Annotated in this window: 16 protein-coding genes; 11 read left to right on the top strand and 5 right to left on the bottom strand. The window is 59.2% G+C overall.

What is annotated here, in order from left to right:
* The first annotated feature begins 24 nt into the window (after positions 1-24).
* From ACOQOY_RS04015 to ACOQOY_RS04030, 4 genes are all read left to right on the top strand, one after another.
* Positions 25-624 (top strand): nucleotidyltransferase family protein, encoded by a 600-nt coding sequence (locus ACOQOY_RS04015; RefSeq protein ID WP_420584199.1) that lies wholly within the window; start codon positions 25-27, stop codon positions 622-624.
* Between the two features lie 768 nt (positions 625-1,392).
* The gene (locus ACOQOY_RS04020) at positions 1,393-2,829 is read left to right on the top strand and encodes a DegQ family serine endoprotease (protein ID WP_420584200.1); all 1,437 of its coding nucleotides are present in this window, start codon (positions 1,393-1,395) and stop codon (positions 2,827-2,829) included.
* A gap of 183 nt (positions 2,830-3,012) precedes the next feature.
* Positions 3,013-3,693, top strand: coding sequence for a response regulator transcription factor (locus tag ACOQOY_RS04025; RefSeq protein WP_420584201.1), 681 nt, complete (start codon positions 3,013-3,015; stop codon positions 3,691-3,693).
* A 49-nt stretch (positions 3,694-3,742) separates the two neighbouring features.
* The gene (locus ACOQOY_RS04030; protein WP_420587205.1) at positions 3,743-5,056 is read left to right on the top strand and encodes a sensor histidine kinase; all 1,314 of its coding nucleotides are present in this window, start codon (positions 3,743-3,745) and stop codon (positions 5,054-5,056) included.
* On the opposite strand, the gene ACOQOY_RS04035 is transcribed toward ACOQOY_RS04030, so the two are convergent.
* From ACOQOY_RS04035 to ACOQOY_RS04045, 3 genes are read right to left on the bottom strand one after another with little or no spacing between them, the layout of a single operon-like run.
* Positions 5,053-5,520: a CYTH domain-containing protein gene (locus ACOQOY_RS04035; RefSeq protein ID WP_420584202.1), complete on the bottom strand. Its 468-nt coding sequence runs from the start codon at positions 5,518-5,520 to the stop codon at positions 5,053-5,055. The two genes, ACOQOY_RS04030 and ACOQOY_RS04035, sit on opposite strands and share 4 nt — an antisense overlap.
* A complete protein-coding gene (locus tag ACOQOY_RS04040) occupies positions 5,517-6,272 on the bottom strand; it encodes a ParA family protein (RefSeq protein ID WP_420584203.1) in 756 nt (251 codons plus the stop codon). Before ACOQOY_RS04040 ends, ACOQOY_RS04035 begins: the two co-directional genes overlap by 4 nt.
* A 3-nt stretch (positions 6,273-6,275) precedes the next feature.
* Entirely contained in the window at positions 6,276-7,793 is a 1,518-nt protein-coding gene (locus ACOQOY_RS04045) for a CHAD domain-containing protein (RefSeq protein ID WP_420584204.1), read from the bottom strand.
* A 131-nt stretch (positions 7,794-7,924) separates the two neighbouring features.
* Between ACOQOY_RS04045 and ACOQOY_RS04050 the strand changes: the two genes are divergently transcribed.
* A complete protein-coding gene (locus ACOQOY_RS04050) occupies positions 7,925-8,272 on the top strand; it encodes a TfoX/Sxy family protein (protein WP_420587206.1) in 348 nt (115 codons plus the stop codon).
* Positions 8,273-8,325: 53 nt separating this feature from the next.
* Here the strand turns inward: ACOQOY_RS04050 and ndk are convergent, their stop codons facing one another.
* Positions 8,326-8,748, bottom strand: coding sequence for a nucleoside-diphosphate kinase (gene ndk / locus ACOQOY_RS04055; protein ID WP_155143779.1), 423 nt, complete (start codon positions 8,746-8,748; stop codon positions 8,326-8,328).
* Positions 8,749-8,851: 103 nt separating this feature from the next.
* Positions 8,852-10,054 carry a multidrug effflux MFS transporter gene (locus tag ACOQOY_RS04060; protein WP_420584205.1) on the bottom strand — a complete coding sequence of 401 codons (1,203 nt, stop codon included), beginning with the start codon at positions 10,052-10,054 and terminating at the stop codon, positions 8,852-8,854.
* 109 nt (positions 10,055-10,163) lie between these two features.
* Here ACOQOY_RS04060 and ACOQOY_RS04065 point away from each other — a divergent pair, with 109 nt between their 5' ends.
* From ACOQOY_RS04065 to ACOQOY_RS04090, 6 genes are all read left to right on the top strand, one after another.
* Positions 10,164-12,017 (top strand): ABC-F family ATP-binding cassette domain-containing protein, encoded by a 1,854-nt coding sequence (locus ACOQOY_RS04065; protein WP_420584206.1) that lies wholly within the window; start codon positions 10,164-10,166, stop codon positions 12,015-12,017.
* Positions 12,014-12,634 carry a MarC family protein gene (locus tag ACOQOY_RS04070; protein WP_420584207.1) on the top strand — a complete coding sequence of 207 codons (621 nt, stop codon included), beginning with the start codon at positions 12,014-12,016 and terminating at the stop codon, positions 12,632-12,634. The genes ACOQOY_RS04065 and ACOQOY_RS04070 overlap by 4 nt, the downstream gene beginning before the upstream one ends.
* A gap of 41 nt (positions 12,635-12,675) precedes the next feature.
* Positions 12,676-13,257: a retropepsin-like aspartic protease family protein gene (locus ACOQOY_RS04075; RefSeq protein WP_420584208.1), complete on the top strand. Its 582-nt coding sequence runs from the start codon at positions 12,676-12,678 to the stop codon at positions 13,255-13,257.
* Between the two features lie 59 nt (positions 13,258-13,316).
* Positions 13,317-13,937 (top strand): ImuA family protein, encoded by a 621-nt coding sequence (locus tag ACOQOY_RS04080; protein WP_420584209.1) that lies wholly within the window; start codon positions 13,317-13,319, stop codon positions 13,935-13,937.
* A 64-nt stretch (positions 13,938-14,001) separates the two neighbouring features.
* Complete coding sequence (locus tag ACOQOY_RS04085; RefSeq protein WP_420584210.1) at positions 14,002-15,216, top strand: CynX/NimT family MFS transporter; 1,215 nt, start codon at positions 14,002-14,004, stop codon at positions 15,214-15,216.
* A complete protein-coding gene (locus tag ACOQOY_RS04090) occupies positions 15,213-15,809 on the top strand; it encodes a YceI family protein (RefSeq protein WP_420584211.1) in 597 nt (198 codons plus the stop codon). The genes ACOQOY_RS04085 and ACOQOY_RS04090 overlap by 4 nt, the downstream gene beginning before the upstream one ends.
* The last annotated feature ends 27 nt before the right edge of the window (positions 15,810-15,836 follow it).

A 15,836-nucleotide genomic window follows, 5' to 3' on the forward strand; every position in this document is an offset into this window, starting at 1 on the left:
CGCGCGTAACGTCATCCTGATGCCATGACCCAGATCCCCATCCTTCTATTGGCCGCCGGCCAATCCAGCCGCATGGGCGGTGCAGACAAGCTGTTGCAGGACGTCGACGGCCAGCCTTTGCTGCGCCGCTCAGCCATCGTTGCACAGGGCGCAGGGCCGGTCATTGTGGCGATGCCGGCCTCTCCGCATCCGCGATACGATGCGCTGCGCGGGCTGGACCTGCATCTCGTCGGTGTACCGGACGCCCAAGAAGGCATGAACGCCAGCTTGCGACGCGCGTTGGCGCATGTTCCCGGCGACACGCAGGCGGTCATGGTCTTGCTGGCGGACCTTCCCGACATCACCACCACGGACCTGAACGCGGTGATGGCTTCGGTGGACAACCACCCGGACTACCTGATCTGGCGCGGAACCACTGCTGAGGGTAAACCCGGGCACCCCGTCGTGTTTCACCACAGCCTTTTTGACCAGCTCAGCCAACTGACCGGCGATGAAGGGGCGCAATCCGTGGTTCGTTCCCATCCGGGTCAAACGCACCTGCACCCCCTACCAGGAAAAAACGCGCTGCTGGATCTGGACACGCCCGAGGATTGGGCGGCATGGCGGGCAGAACGCACTCGTTGAAATATGCGCGCCCAAAATGAACGCGGCCCGGTCTGTTAAGACCGGGCCGGTTGCCCAAAACAGGACTACCACTTTTCATCAATCCTAGAAGCGCGGCCAATTCTGCCTATGGCATCATGGCTATTCCGCTGCCGAACCTAAACAAGACCCCCTCGTTAACATGCCGCTCAGCGCTTCCAGTGACTGTGACAAGCCGTTGGCACCCCCTAGTGCCGCTGGCTCCCCCTCGCTTGGGCACATTCATCGTCACCCATCCACAGTCTTCAAACAACGTAAAACTGGAAAGAAGGGTTAATTTTAGAGGTATCGGAATGGTTTTTCCGCAACATCGCCGAAACACGATTCTACCTTTAGGCGATCAAGCTTTTCGATCTATTCAGCCATAACCAAAGTTATGTCTGCCCTGAACAAGCTATCCAACGATTATGCTATTAAATGATTCCCTGATTGCGCCCTAAATCCAGCACGCAACTCAACCTAAAGGCGATCTTCACTATGCAGCGGAAAACGACGACTGATTTGTTAACAAAACTGATTTAATTCAACTCTTTTCACTGCCGTGCCCCCAGATCGGCAACAATCCACCGATTCGCACACCTGATTCGCGCAAATCTTCCTATTCCCGCAGTTACGCCTGAGGCGAGGAACGGGTGATTTTGTGGCAAAATTAAGATTTCTTAACAAATCTCTCAGGAAACACTCAGACGTGAAGCGCATCTCCTGTCCCAACACGCGGCCGCAATCGCGTGACATAAACAGGAGACCAAAATGAGCATCCGCAAATCCTCTCTTCTTCTTCCGGGGACATACAGCTGGGTCGGCGCCGGCGCGCTGAGCGCCGCGCTGTTGGCGACAACCGCCCTGCCCTCAATGGCCGACGAGGCACTGGCCGACCTTGTCGAAAACGTCTCACCATCGGTTGTGACGATCATCGCCGAACAAGGCGTGACACCGGCACAGGCTGGCGGACAGGACTTTGATTTCGAAGACCACCCGTTTGGGGAATTTTTCAAACGCTTCGGCGCGCCCGAAGGCTTCAATGCCCCCCAGCGCGGTCCCGTGCAGGGGCTTGGCTCCGGGTTCATTCTTGATGAGGCCGGGTACATCGTCACCAACCACCATGTCGTCGACAATGCCGAAACCGTGACAGTTCGGATGTCGGACGACCGGACTTTTGACGCCGAGATCATCGGCACCGACCCGCTGACCGATATCGCGGTCCTGAAGATCGACGCGGGTGAAATCCTGCAAGCCGTTGAGCTGGGCGACAGCGACGTGATCCGCGTGGGCGAAGACGTTGTGGCCATCGGCAACCCATTTGGGCTGCATTCGACTGTGACCACAGGGATCGTGTCGGCCAAAGGCCGCAACATCTCACAAGGCCCCTACGCCGAGTTCATCCAGACGGATGCCGCGATCAACAAGGGCAACTCGGGTGGTCCGCTGTTCAACATGGACGGTGAAGTGGTCGGTGTGAACTCGGCCATCTACTCGCCCACCGGCGGTTCCGTGGGTCTGGGCTTTGCCGTAACCTCGAACATCGTAGAGCACATTACAGCCGATCTGCGTGATGATGGTCAGGTCAGCCGCGGCTGGTTGGGTGTTTCGATCCAGAACGTCAGCCCCGAATTGGCGGCAGCACTCGGCATTGACACCTCTACCGGCGCGCTGGTCGCAGATGTTGTCGAAGGCAGCCCCGCTGAGGGTGTGTTGGAACAGGGCGACGTCATTCTGACCTTCAATGACGAGGCTGTCGATTCCAGCAGCGATCTGCCCATCCTTGTCGGCACCACAAAAGTCGGCACCTACAGCGTTCTGACCGTTCTGCGCGATGGCACGGAACAACAGATCGAGCTGACAATCGGCCAGCATCAAAGCGCCTCGGCCGAGATCGACAAATCGGTGGATGAGACCGTCTCGGGCACAGCTCTGGGCGTGACCGTGGCCCCGCTGACTGACAGCAACCGCGCCGAAATGGGCGTGGCTAAGAATGTCGATGGTGTGATCGTTACTGACCTGTCCCCCGACAGCCCTGCGGCCAAGGCCGGTCTGCAACGTGGCGATGTGATCGTGAAACTGGGAGGTCAGGAAATTGCGACTCCGGACGCATTGAAAGCCGCGCTGGACAGCGAAAAGACCGATCCCGCGCTTGTGCTGATCAACCGCGGAGGCAATCAGATCTTCGTTGCGGTGGAAATCGCCTGATCTGACACCCGCGCGCGCCACATGATGGGGAAATCTGGCGGGCGCCTCCTCGGCGGTTTGAATTGTCCGCAAACCGCTGGGACTGCCGGGTGCGCAGCGACGCACCCGGCACGTAAATTCCCGAAAACCAAGTGCTTTACCCGAAATTTTGTGTTTAAATCCTGATAGAAAGGAACTCGGATTATGAGCCGTCGCCTGCTTATTGTTGAAGATGACGAAGATACCCGTGATTTTATTGCCAAGGGATTTAGCGAAGAAGGCTATGTTGTCGAAATGGCCGAAGATGGCCGCGAGGGCCTGTACCATGCCACTGACGGAGGCTTTGATGCGGTGGTACTTGACCGGATGCTGCCGGGTCTGGACGGGCTGTCGCTGATCAAGTCGATGCGCGCGGCGGGCCTGAAAACACCTGTATTGATGCTGACCGCGATGAGCGCCGTTGACGAGCGTGTCAAAGGGTTGCGCGCCGGGGCCGACGACTATCTGGTCAAACCCTTTTCATTCCAGGAGTTACACGCCCGGATTGAGGCCCTTCTGCGTCGCCCGCAGGAATCCGAGGAAAGTCCAACGCTGAACTGCAAAGACCTTGAGATGGACCTGCTGACCCGGAAGGTCACACGCAACGGGCGCGAGATCACGCTTACCCCGCGCGAGTTTCAGATCCTTGAATTCTTCCTGCGCCGGAAAAACCGTGTGGTGTCGCGCACCATGCTGCTTGAGGGTGTGTGGGACTATCATTTCGACCCGAACACCAATGTGGTCGACGTCCATATCTCCAAGCTGCGGCGGCAGCTGGACGAAGGCGGAGAGCCCCCGCTGATTGAAACCGTCCGGGGTGCCGGATACATGGTATCTGATGGATAACCTGCGAATTTCGTTCAACAACTCCCGCACGAGACTCGTTTTGGCCAGTATGGTGCTCAGCACCCTGCTAACGGCCACTGTACTGGCGCTGGTCTATGTGACCGCGAACCGCAGTATCGAGGGAGAGACGCGGTCCGTTGTATCGGCGGAACTGACCGGGTTGGCGGACGAATATGAACGCCGCGGATTGATCGGGCTGCTGACCGCCATTGAGCGGCGCATTCCCACAGCATCCGAGCGGGACGCGCTGTACCTGCTGACCGACCGCTTTGGGGCAAAACTGGCCGGCAATCTCAAGCAGTGGCCCGATGATATCGCGGCGGGCAGCGGCTGGGTCGATATGGAATTGCGCCGCGCGGATAACGATCAGTTGGTTCCCATTTCGGCCGCTTCGATCCGCCTGCCCGGCGGCGAGCGGCTTTTGGTGGGACGCGACGCGCTGGCCCGACAACAATTCGACCGGGTTCTGCTGCGATCCGTCGGCATCGCATTGACGATTGCGCTGGTGCTAAGCGTTCTGACCGGCTGGCTGTTCACACGCCTTGTCTTCTCTCGCCTGTCCGACATTGCCAGCACAGCCGAAAATATCGTGTCGGGCGACCTGTCACGCCGCATGCCTCTGCGCGGCACGGGGGACGAGTTCGATCAGGTGTCGGGAACGCTCAACACCATGCTGGACCGGATCGAAGAACTGGTGAGCAACCTGCGCACCACGTCGAACTCGATCGCCCATGACCTGCGCTCACCCCTGTCTCGCCTGAAACAGCGAGTTGAGGCGCTGTCGGACCCCACCAAAACCGATCAGGAGCGCGAGATAGACATTGCCCGCGCCAGCACCGAGATCGAACACGTGCTGCGCGTGCTGGGCCAACTGACCGAAATCTCGCGCGCCGAAGCCGGTGTTGGCCGGGAACAGTTCGAGCCGGTGGACCTGCAACATCTGGTAGAGGATGTCGTCGAACTTTACGACCCTGTCGCCGCCGATCAGGGCATCCAGTTGGAGGTCACAGGTACGGCGCAGCCCATACTTGGGCATCGACCCCTGTTGTCCCAGGCGCTGTCGAACCTGCTGGAAAACGCAATGCGCTATGCCCCTGATGACAGTACAATAACGATTACTCTGTCTGACAGCGGCCCCGATGCCCGTCTCAGCGTTCGGGATCAGGGTCCGGGTGTCCCACCAGAAGATCTGCCGCGGTTGCAAATGCCGTTTGTCACACTGGACCCCGCGCGGCGCGAGAGGAATGCGGGGCTTGGGCTAGCTCTCGTCGCCGCAATCTCGCATATGCACGGCGGCGCATTTGAAGCGCGTAATTGCGATCCCGGTCTGGAAGCCTCGGTCATACTGGCGCGCAAACCTTAGTCCGGCGCGCCATTGATCGCCATCATCTTGTTTTTGTAACGTTTATCCGCCGTCACATCGGCTCCGAACCAGCCCGGAGGGGCGTAGCCATGCGCCTCGGCCTCGGTCGGGAATTCGACCTCAACCAACCGCAAAGGAGCAAGGCTGCCCAAAAACACATCCAACTCGAAAACGCGCCCGTCTGGCAGTTTCCCTGTATAGCGTTCTTTCTCGACCCGCCGCCCTTCGGTTTCGGGCCAAAACGTCTCGAATTGCTCTGCTGTAATCTCAGCCTCACGTTCTACCCGCACCATCGCGCCACCGCCCTTAAGGGTCAGGAAATAGCTGTCATTCTTCTGACGCAGGCGTAACTCGGTCGAGTCGTCGGGGGCCGTCAGATAACCCTGACGCACAACCGCTTTTTCTGTGCCACTCAAATCCGGCATGTCCGCGACCAGAAACTTTCGTTCAATTTCGGTGCTCATTTGCTTGAAACCACTCCGTTTTCCAGTTCTTCGAACAGCGCCCGATATGCTGTGCTGGCGGCGCTTCGTCCGGCATAAACACTTACGGGCGCACGATGTTGACCCATCTTCTCGATATCGGCGGCAAAAGGTACCTCGGCTTGAAGAAACCGTTTCGGATATAGCTCACGCATCGTCTGCATTGTTTGCAGATGTAGCGTCTTGCGCCTTTGCACCATCGAAAAGAACGCCCTGATTTTTTTCTTGGGCAGCCCCTGAGTATCAAAGAAAGTAACCAGTTGATCGAAGGTCCGTTCCGACAAGGTTGTCGGGATCACCGGGACGACGATCTGGTCGGCGGCTTTGAAGATATTTTCGGACAAGGTCGAAAAATTCGGTGGGCAGTCCAAAACGATCACATCATAATCGCTGCCTGCCTTCACCAGAGCCTTTTTTAACCGCGACCGCCTGTTCCGCATCCGGGACAGAAACACATCGAAATCGCGAAAGGTCAGGTTGGCGGGCAACACGTCGAACGCATCGAAATCGCTGGCGCGAATGGATTTGGTAAAGCGTTCGACATCCTCGAAAAATCGCGCATCCGTCAGCTTCTTTGACGGTTTAACCCGCAGATAGAACCCTGATGCCCCCTGCGGATCAAGATCGCACAAGAGCACCTTGTGACCCGCCTGCGCGTAGGCGTACGCGAGATTCACCGAGGTCGCGGTCTTCCCCACGCCGCCCTTGTTGCTGTAGCAGGCAATGATTTTCACGCCTCACTCCTTTTTGTGGTGAAACAGGAATCGGAACAGGTGTTGCACGTCCGGGCTGTCAAAATGCTGGAAATTGGTAATCACCCGGTCGCGTTCGGCCTTTTGGCGTTGATCCAGTACGGCGATTAACCCTCCGACGGCCATGGCCAACTGTGCGTTTGCTCGACCCTGACGGTTGCTGTGCACGGACAAAAATTGCAACAACGCCTCTTGCTGAACCGAGCAATCGTTGAACAGGCCAAGGTTATCCTGAAGTTTTTTCAAAGGCTTGATCAGCGTTTTGAAAGCTTTGGGATCAAACAATGGCGCAAAGAACTCCATCAGATAGCGCAATTTTTTACAGTCGATCCGTAGGTCATGTACGATGTCATCCGGGGTTTCCGGGGTTATTCCCCGCGCCAGTTTGCACAGTTTCCGATATCGCTTCCAGATTAACGAACACGCATATTCATACGCGCCATGCGACGCTTTCAGCCCCGGTTCTAACCCGCTGGTGTCGGCAAACGGCGCTGCAAGCCCGCTCATCTGCGCTTTATATGAGGCGCTGCGCAACCTGCGCGTCAGCCCATCCAGCGCCTGCCTGCGTTCCTGTGCAAATAGGTCAAACATCACCTCCGCACCTGCGTGAAGGCTAGATGGTATCTGGCTGACAAAATTATCTTTTTCCAAAAGATAGACATCCAAATCACGCAACCGCCCTGTAGGCTCCATCAGGTCCGAGAACTGCCGTTTCAGGTCCGCGGTCTGCTCTGGTGACAAAACACCTTTGAACAGGCTCAACACAGACCGTACCCGACGCAGGGACACGCGGTAGTCATGCAGAAACTCGGTGTCGATATCCGCGATCACGCCCGCTTCATTCTGGCGGGCAACTTCAAGATAGGTGCGAATGATGTCCGCCGCCACCTCAATCGAGGGCTCGTACTTGCCTAGCCGCACTTCGGGTTTGGCATTATAGCATTGCAGCCCGGGGAACAGGATACGGTACACCGGCTCAATGCCATCCACGTCTTCTGCCATGGTTCGCAACGTGGCGCAGACCGTCTGGAATGCAGGTTTGTATCCGCGCATCGGATGAACGTGCAAAACGGATGCCTGCCCTTTATTCGTAGACAAAAACTCAACGCTGCCCCGCACCCGAGTTTTCTGAACGTCATCCAAAATCACGAATGTGGCTGCCTCAACCGTTCCTTCGGCGATACCGATAAGCGCGCGCAGCTTGGGGAACCCACGCAAAGCCGCGCGAACCGGCCCGGCGGCCAGATCTGCCACAAGCTTTCCGTTGCCAGTACCCTCTTGTTGGGCGACCTCTCCCTCTGGGCTCAGCAATCGCAGGGTATCGTCAGTCTGGAGCAACAACCGCCCTTCAGACCTGAGTGATTGATCGTAACAATCCAGAATCTCAAACGGCTGGGGCCTGCGGGATGCTTCAACCCGAATGGTCAGGCCTCGTAACCTGGCCGAGATGCCTTGCGGATCGAAGGCCCCCGGGACAATGAACACTTCGCTTTGGTCTGCCATCACCTTTGCCCCTTGCACCCGGGTGGCCATACACTTGCATGAAATCCCAAGCTGACATGTCGGGCAAGTCCCGTCAAAAATTGACCCTACGTCAGATCGACTTCTCCGGGACATGTGGCTATGACTTCGGCATGTCTGATCCTGTCTCCTCTATCCGCAATCTTGGCCCCGCGTTCGAGCAAGCCTGCACACGCGCTGGGATTCATTCGGCACAGGATTTACGTGAAATGGGTGCAGACGCCGCTTATGCTCGTCTGCTGGAGACCGGTTCGCGCCCACATTTCATCGGCTATTACGTGCTGGTCATGGGATTGCAGGGTCGCCCTTGGAATGATTGCAAGGGCGAAGAGAAAAAAGCCCTGCGTCAGAGGTTTGATGCAATCAAGGCCGGTGTAAGCGCCGCGCCGGAATCGCAGTTGGTGTCCGATCTTGACGCCATCGGGGTCCGTGTATCGGCCAACGATCTGAAACCGGAATAAAAAAGGCCGCCCCCGATACCGGGAGCGGCCCAAAATTCTGATCTGATGGCGACTTAGCCGACCAGTTCGATGCCCGAGAAGAAGTAGGCGATCTCAACAGCCGCGGTTTCCGGAGCGTCCGAACCGTGGACCGAGTTTTCGCCAACCGACTCAGCGAACTCGGCGCGGATGGTGCCAGCGGCTGCGTCTGCAGGGTTGGTTGCGCCCATGACTTCACGGTTCTTGGCAATGGCGCCTTCGCCTTCCAGAACCTGAACAACGACCGGAGCCGACGACATGAATTCGCACAGTTCGTCATAGAACGGACGCTCGGCGTGCACTTCGTAGAACTTGCCGGCTTGCTCTTTAGTCATGTGGATGCGCTTTTGCGCCACGATGCGCAGGCCTGCTTCTTCGAACTTGGCGTTGATCTTGCCAGTCAGGTTGCGGCGGGTTGCATCGGGTTTGATGATCGAGAATGTGCGTTCCAGTGCCATGTCGGCCTCTCCTTAACATAAGGCGCGGGGCTCGCGCCTGAATCCATCGCGCGCCGCGTATCACGGTATTTGCCTTATGAAAAGCGTTATGATGGTTTGTGGTTCAGATCGTCTCGGGCAGCGGGTCGATCCTGTCCAACCTGCGCACATAAAGCACCGCCAGCAGGCCCACAAAACTACTGCCGCTCATCATGGCGAGAACCAGATAAGGGCCGTTCTCTGGGCTGACGAAAGCGCCCGTCATTGAGGTCAGGATCGCGCCGAGCGCCACGACCATCGCCCCAGACAGCCCCGCCGCGCTACCGGGCAGTTTGGGCCGTACCGACATAGCTCCAGCCGAAGCGTTGGCGTTGGTCAACCCATTGCCAAAACCCACGCAGATGGCCGAGCCAAAGAACACCCAGACCGAGCCATGACCGGCAACAAACAGCACTAACCCGAAGAACGGCCCGACCGACGCCACGATCCGCCCGTACAGGATCATCGTGGTCAACCGGGTGTGCGCCGCAATGCGCCCGGTGACGAAATTTCCGACCATGAAGCCGCCGGTGATGATCCCAATCCCAAGACCCAACATAGCGGGGCTCAAGTCGAACCACGCGGCGGCGACCAGAGGCGCGCCGGTGATGAAGCTGTAGAACCCGCCGATCGAGAACGCTGCACAGAGCGCATAGCCCCAAAACCGGCGGGCGCGGAACAGATGTGGATACTCCCGCAGCTGCGCGGCGAAGGTTGAGGAGCGGTCAGTGTTGGTCTCGCCCATATCGAACCACAGCAGGGCCAACAGCCCTGCCCCCAGCACCGAATAAAGCACAAACCCGGCCCGCCAACCGAACAGCATGTCCAAAGCGCCGCCCAACATTGGCCCGAGCATAGGCGCGAGCGCCATGGCCATCGCCACATATCCCAGCTTGCTGGCGGCTTCGTTGGGCGGATACCTGTCCCGGATCGAGGCGCTGGACAGAACCGAGCCAGCGACAACCACGGCCTGCAACAGTCGGAAACCCAGAAAAACCCAGATCGACTCGGCCAGCGTGCATCCAATTGATGCGAGGACGAAGATAGTCATGCAGATCAGCAAAACCGGCCTACGCCCAAACCGATCCGATAGCGGCCCCATGATCAGTTGCAGCACGGCTGAGACCGCCAGATACCCGGCCACTGATAGGTTCACGAGGCCATAGTCGACCGCGAAGTCTTCGCTCATATGCGCCAGCGATGGCAGGAACATGTTCAGCGATAGCACCGATAGCGCCGTGGCGAAGATCAGAGTGATCAAATTGGGGGGCGTCTGTGCCGCGCGCATGTCGAAAACCATTTCAGAAAAGCAAACGACACAGCGCTAACACATTGCCCGTCAGATGAACATGCCAAGCCGCTGGCGGCGGCATCACGGCTCTGCTAAGAGCGGCCTCATGCTACGGATCGAAGACATCACCTATGCGGTCGAAGGCCGCCCGCTGTTTGACGGCGCCAGCGCCACCATTCCCGATGGTCACAAGGTTGGCCTTGTGGGACGGAACGGCACGGGTAAGACCACGCTGTTCCGCTTGATCCGGGGAGAGCTGGCTCTGGAATCCGGCAATATCGCGGTCCCGAAACGTGCGCGGATTGGTGGGGTGGCGCAAGAGGTGCCCTCGTCCGACGTCTCACTGATCAACACCGTTCTGGCCGCCGATACCGAGCGCGCGGCTTTGATGGCCGAGGCTGAGAGCGCCGAAGATCCCGCGCGTATTGCCGAGATTCAAACCCGTCTGGCCGATATCGACGCCTGGTCGGCTGAGGCGCGTGCTGCCTCGATTCTCAAAGGTCTGGGTTTTGACGATGAGGACCAGCTAAAACCCTGCTCGGATTTTTCCGGCGGCTGGCGGATGCGCGTGGCGCTGGCGGCAGTGCTGTTTTCACAGCCTGATTTGTTACTGCTGGACGAACCGACCAACTATCTGGACCTCGAAGGTGCGCTGTGGCTGGAAAGCTACCTGGCGAAGTACCCTCATACCGTAATCATCATCAGCCACGACCGCGGGCTGTTGAACCGTGCCGTCGGCTCGATTCTGCATCTGGAAGATCGCAAGCTGACTTACTATGCGGTGCCTTACGACAAATTCGCCGAACGCCGCGCCGAGCGTCTGGCGCAGGCCGAATCTGAGAACGCCAAAGCCAAGGCGCGCATCGCGCATTTGCAAAGTTTCGTGGACCGCTTCCGCTATAAGGCGTCCAAGGCCGTGCAGGCCCAATCGCGTTTGAAAATGATCGAACGCATCCAGCTGGTCTCCACCCCGCAAGAGGCTGCCCTGCGTGCGTTCTCGTTCCCGGAACCGGAAGAACTGTCCCCGCCGATCATCCAGATCGAAGGCGGCGTGACCGGTTATGGTGAGGTCGAGGTGCTGCGCCGTCTGAACCTGCGTATTGATCAGGACGACCGGATCGCGCTGCTGGGCAAGAACGGTCAGGGCAAATCGACCCTGTCCAAGCTGCTGTCCGACCGCCTGCCCCTGATGGCGGGCAAGATGAGCCGATCCAATAAGCTGCGCATCGGGTATTTCGCACAGCATCAGGTCGACGAGCTGTATATAGACGAAACCCCTCTGGACCACCTGCGCCGTTTGCGACCTGATGAGGCTCCGGGCAAATGGCGGTCTCGTCTGGCTGGCTTTGGCCTGAACGCGGATCAGGCAGAAACCGAGGTCGGCCGCCTGTCGGGTGGTCAGAAAGCCCGCCTGTCGCTGCTGATCGCGACCATCGACGCGCCGCATATGCTGATCCTCGACGAACCGACCAACCACCTGGACATCGAAAGTCGCGAGGCGCTGGTCGAGGCGCTGACCGCCTATTCCGGGGCGGTAGTGCTGGTCAGCCATGACATGCACCTGCTGTCGCTGGTGGCGGACCGGCTGTGGCTGGTCTCAGACGGGACGGTCAAACCCTTTGATCAGGACCTCGAAGCCTATCGCACCCTGCTACTCGCCCGCGACAAGCCGGTGAAGGAAAAACCGCAGGCAGCGAAACCCAAGCGTCCCTCACGCGATACCATGCTGGCCCTGCGCGCCGATCTGCGTAAATGCGAGGACCGGATCGAGAAGCTGACGGATATGCACGAGAAGCTCTCGGCCAAGCTGGCGGATCCGGCGCTGTACGAGGATGACAAGATCAACGATCTGGAAACCTGGAACCGCAAATTCGCCGAAGTCACCGAAGCCATGCAAAAGGCCGAAGCGCTGTGGGTCGCCGCCGCCGAACGTCTTGAAACCGCCGAGAACACCGCATGATGGATCTGGCCTTTTTCATCACCGCCTTCACCACGCTTTTCGTGGTGATCGACCCGTTCGGCACCACGCCGATCTTTGTGGCGATGACGCAGGATATGGATGCACGCACCCGCCGCATAACGGCCTTTCGCACTTGCGCCGTGGCCTCGGGCATTCTGATTGCCTTCGCTGCATTTGGTGAGGCGGTTCTGGGCTTTGTCGGCATCTCGATGGAGGCGTTCAAGATCGCCGGAGGCGCGCTGCTGTTTCTGACGGCGCTGGACATGCTGTTCGAACGCCGCACCAAACGGCGTGAAGACCGGGTCGAAGAAGAAGAACACAACGACCCCTCAGTCTTTCCGCTTGCGATCCCTCTGGTGGCCGGACCGGGTTCGATTGCGACAATCATCCTGCTGGCCGGTCAGCATCCGGGCATTCTGGGCATCGCCGAAGCTGTTCTGGTCATGTTTGCGGTGATGGCCGTGGTGCTGACCTTCTTCCTGTCCGGTGGCCTCATCGCGCGCATTCTGGGTAAGACCGGGCTGAACGTGCTGACCCGGCTGCTGGGTATGTTGCTGGCGGCTTTGTCGGTTCAATTCATTTTGGATGGCCTCAAAGCCTTTGGTTTCGCGTCGTAAACACCCATATACGTTGTAATGAACTGGCAAGGGTTAGCGGTATGGTCGGCGACGACATTGGACGTTTGGTGTATCTGGTCGTGCTGGGGGCAGCCGTGGTGTTTTGGTTCGTCTCACAAAACCGCCAGTCACTGAACAAAACCATGCAGCAGGCGATGGCCTGGGTGTTCATCTTTATCGGCGTCATCGCCGTTGTCGGGTTGTGGGAAGACATTCGTTCAACCGTCGGCCCCTCTCCGCAGATGACAGTCACCGGCGAAACGGTCGAGGTGCCGCGGTCCTTTGACGGCCATTACTATCTGCCCGTTCTGGTGAACGGAGAGCCGATCACCTTCCTTGTCGATACCGGCGCCAGCCAGATTGTGCTGAGCGAACAGGACGCTCGGCGCATTGGCCTCGACCCTGATCAGCTGAATTACCTCGGCCGCGCCTCCACCGCGAACGGAGAGGTGCGCACCGCGCCCGTCCGACTGGATAGTCTTGAACTGGGGCCGATCACCGATCACGGCGTGTCTGCCTGGGTCAATGAGGGGGACTTGCGTCAGTCGCTGCTGGGGATGGATTATCTGCATCGGTTCTCGAACGTTCAGTTCACCGATGGCCGCCTGATCCTGTCTCGCTAAGGCGCATTTGGCTGCATTTCCAGATTGAGAACAAAGTGAGAACATGCTAGGCTGACGGCATGTCTACAAACCTTCTTGGTCATAAACCCGCGCGCACCGCGCCGGGGCTGACTCTGCACCCGCAGATCACCCTGCAACTGGGCCGCGTGCATGAGGCCTGCGGCCCCGCCCGGCGCAGCTTTGCCATGTGGCTGGCGGGTCAGGCGCAAGGGCCAGTGCTGTGGATTGCTCCCGCGTGGGAGTCCGGCCAGCTGAACCCCGATGGCATGATGCCTTTTGCCGATCCCGCCCGGTTCATCTTTGTCCGCCCTACCCGCGCCGAAGATTTGCTGTGGTGTATCGAAGAGGCGCTGCGCAGCGGAGCGATCCCGTTGATCATCGGCGACCTGCCCGGCGCGCCGGGGCTGACGCCGATACGGCGTATGCATCTGGCTGCCGAACAGGGCGGCGCGATGGGGCAGGCTCCGCTGGGGTTGTTGCTGACCCCCGGAGACGGCGGCGCGCAAGGGGTTGAGACCCGCTGGCACATGGCCGCAACTCATCACAGAGAGGTCCGCCGCTGGACCCTGACTCGCCGCCGCGCCCGCGCTCTGCCCCCCGTCACATGGCACGCCACCCAGACCAAAGCGCGCGCCGGGCTGAACCTGCAACGGGCCGAGGTGGAAGATGTATTGGCGTGACACCTCACAACGATCACGAAACTTGTGACTGGCAAAAACCCGAACCCGGCCCTAGCGTTCCAGCATGAGCCATCCGATCCATGACAGCCGTTATTCCTGGCTACGCCTTCTGATCACGCTCGCCATCGCGATGGTGGCGAATGTTGGTATGTGGGCCGTGATCGTGGTGATGCCCGCCGTCGAGGCACAGTTCGACGCCAGCCGGGCCGAGGCTTCGCTGCCATACGTTCTGGCCATGATCGGCTTTGCGCTGGGGAATATGTGGCTGGGGCAAATGGTCGACCGGCTGGGTGTGACCAAGGCGCTGATCGGCGCAGCCGTCCTGAGCGCGGTTAGCTATCTGCTTGCGACATGGGCGCCGAATATCCTGCTGCTGTCGGTCGCGCACCTTCTGTTGGGGTTGGGGACGTCCATCGGCTTTGGCCCGCTGATCGCCGATATCTCACACTGGTTCATGCGTCGGCGCGGAATCGCTGTGGCACTGGTGGCCAGCGGGAACTACTTGTCCGGGGCGATCTGGCCCACGCTGCTGTCGGGCATTCTGGCCCGGGACGGCTGGCAACAGGTCTATCTGACACTGGCCGTGATAACGTTGGCCGTCGTCATCCCCCTGTCTTTGCTGCTGCGCCGTCAGGTCCCGGCCGAGGCGCACAACACCGCCGCCGCCAACGCGCAGATCAACGCGCGCAGCGTCGGGATTTCGCCACGCGCCCTGCAATATATTCTCGGCCTGGCCGGGATCGGTTGCTGCGTCGCGATGTCGATGCCGCAGGTCCATATCGTCTCATATTGCGTCGGGCTGGGTTATGGCCCCGCCGTCGGGGCAGAAATGCTGTCTCTAATGCTACTGGGCGGGGTCGTCAGCCGGGTGATCTCGGGGTTGGTGGCCGACAAGCTGGGTGGGATCATGACCCTTCTGATCGGCTCGGTTCTGCAATGTATCGCCCTGTTCCTGTTCCTGCCCTATAACGGGATGGTTTCGCTATATGTCATCAGCCTGCTGTTCGGACTGGCGCAGGGCGGTATCGTACCCAGCTATGCCCTCGTTGTGCGCGAATACATGCCCCCGCAAGAGGCCGGCGCACGCGTCGGCTTTGTCATGATGATGACCATCATGGGCATGGCATTAGGAGGCTGGATGTCGGGCTGGATTTACGATGTGACCGGCAATTACCAACTGGCCTTCATCAACGGCATTCTCTGGAACGGGCTGAACATCGCAATCCTGCTGGTTCTGCTGAACCGCTCTCGCCCGCGCGCACAGAAGGCCATGGCATGACGCGTCTGCATCGCCGCACCCTGCTGGCCGGGCTGGCCGCCCTGCCCCTGACCCGCCCGGCTCATGCGTCTTATACTGTTTATGAGCTTGTCCCCAACGGCACATCCGTTGACTTTACCTTCGACCTGTCCGGCCTTGCCCAATCCGGCACGATGCCGATCGAAGCCGCGGACATCCAAATCGACCTGAACGATCTGACAAACAGCCGTGTCAGCGTGACCCTGAACGCTTCCGAAGCCCGCACCAAATTGCCATTTGCCCGCAGGGCAATGCTTGGCGACACGGTCCTGAACGTCGCGCAGTTTCCGACCATTCAGTTCGTCTCGACGCAAGTCGAGCTGGGCGAAGGCGGTCGCATTTCACGCGGCGCCAAAATCACCGGAGACCTGACCTTGCGCGGTGTAACTCAGCCGATCACCCTTGAGGCCGATCTTTTTCGCCCCCCCGGCAGTGCCGCAGACAATCTGGACGACCTTTCGATCCACCTGATCGGAGCCCTGAATCGCCATGATTTCGGAGCCTCCGGTTACGCGGATCTGGTACAGGATATTGTCGGTCTGGATATCCGCGCAGAAATCAAACGGGTCAGATAGGCAAAAAACGACTCTGCAAAGTCGATT

Origin of the sequence: Ruegeria sp. (genome assembly GCF_965221235.1) — a bacterium.
Classification (GTDB): Bacteria; Pseudomonadota; Alphaproteobacteria; order Rhodobacterales; family Rhodobacteraceae; genus Ruegeria.

What these genes read in the sequence shown, in the direction of transcription:
- ACOQOY_RS04015 (WP_420584199.1), top strand. Translation starts at nt 25, where the DNA reads ATGACCCAGATCCCCATCCTTCTATTGGCCGCCGGCCAATCCAGCCGC.
- ACOQOY_RS04020 (WP_420584200.1), top strand. Translation starts at nt 1,393, where the DNA reads ATGAGCATCCGCAAATCCTCTCTTCTTCTTCCGGGGACATACAGCTGG.
- ACOQOY_RS04025 (WP_420584201.1), top strand. Translation starts at nt 3,013, where the DNA reads ATGAGCCGTCGCCTGCTTATTGTTGAAGATGACGAAGATACCCGTGAT.
- ACOQOY_RS04030 (WP_420587205.1), top strand. Translation starts at nt 3,743, where the DNA reads ATGGTGCTCAGCACCCTGCTAACGGCCACTGTACTGGCGCTGGTCTAT.
- ACOQOY_RS04035 (WP_420584202.1), bottom strand. Translation starts at nt 5,520, where the DNA reads ATGAGCACCGAAATTGAACGAAAGTTTCTGGTCGCGGACATGCCGGAT.
- ACOQOY_RS04045 (WP_420584204.1), bottom strand. Translation starts at nt 7,793, where the DNA reads ATGGCAGACCAAAGCGAAGTGTTCATTGTCCCGGGGGCCTTCGATCCG.
- ACOQOY_RS04050 (WP_420587206.1), top strand. Translation starts at nt 7,925, where the DNA reads ATGTCTGATCCTGTCTCCTCTATCCGCAATCTTGGCCCCGCGTTCGAG.
- ndk (WP_155143779.1), bottom strand. Translation starts at nt 8,748, where the DNA reads ATGGCACTGGAACGCACATTCTCGATCATCAAACCCGATGCAACCCGC.
- ACOQOY_RS04060 (WP_420584205.1), bottom strand. Translation starts at nt 10,054, where the DNA reads ATGCGCGCGGCACAGACGCCCCCCAATTTGATCACTCTGATCTTCGCC.
- ACOQOY_RS04065 (WP_420584206.1), top strand. Translation starts at nt 10,164, where the DNA reads ATGCTACGGATCGAAGACATCACCTATGCGGTCGAAGGCCGCCCGCTG.
- ACOQOY_RS04070 (WP_420584207.1), top strand. Translation starts at nt 12,014, where the DNA reads ATGATGGATCTGGCCTTTTTCATCACCGCCTTCACCACGCTTTTCGTG.
- ACOQOY_RS04075 (WP_420584208.1), top strand. Translation starts at nt 12,676, where the DNA reads ATGGTCGGCGACGACATTGGACGTTTGGTGTATCTGGTCGTGCTGGGG.
- ACOQOY_RS04080 (WP_420584209.1), top strand. Translation starts at nt 13,317, where the DNA reads ATGTCTACAAACCTTCTTGGTCATAAACCCGCGCGCACCGCGCCGGGG.
- ACOQOY_RS04085 (WP_420584210.1), top strand. Translation starts at nt 14,002, where the DNA reads ATGAGCCATCCGATCCATGACAGCCGTTATTCCTGGCTACGCCTTCTG.
- ACOQOY_RS04090 (WP_420584211.1), top strand. Translation starts at nt 15,213, where the DNA reads ATGACGCGTCTGCATCGCCGCACCCTGCTGGCCGGGCTGGCCGCCCTG.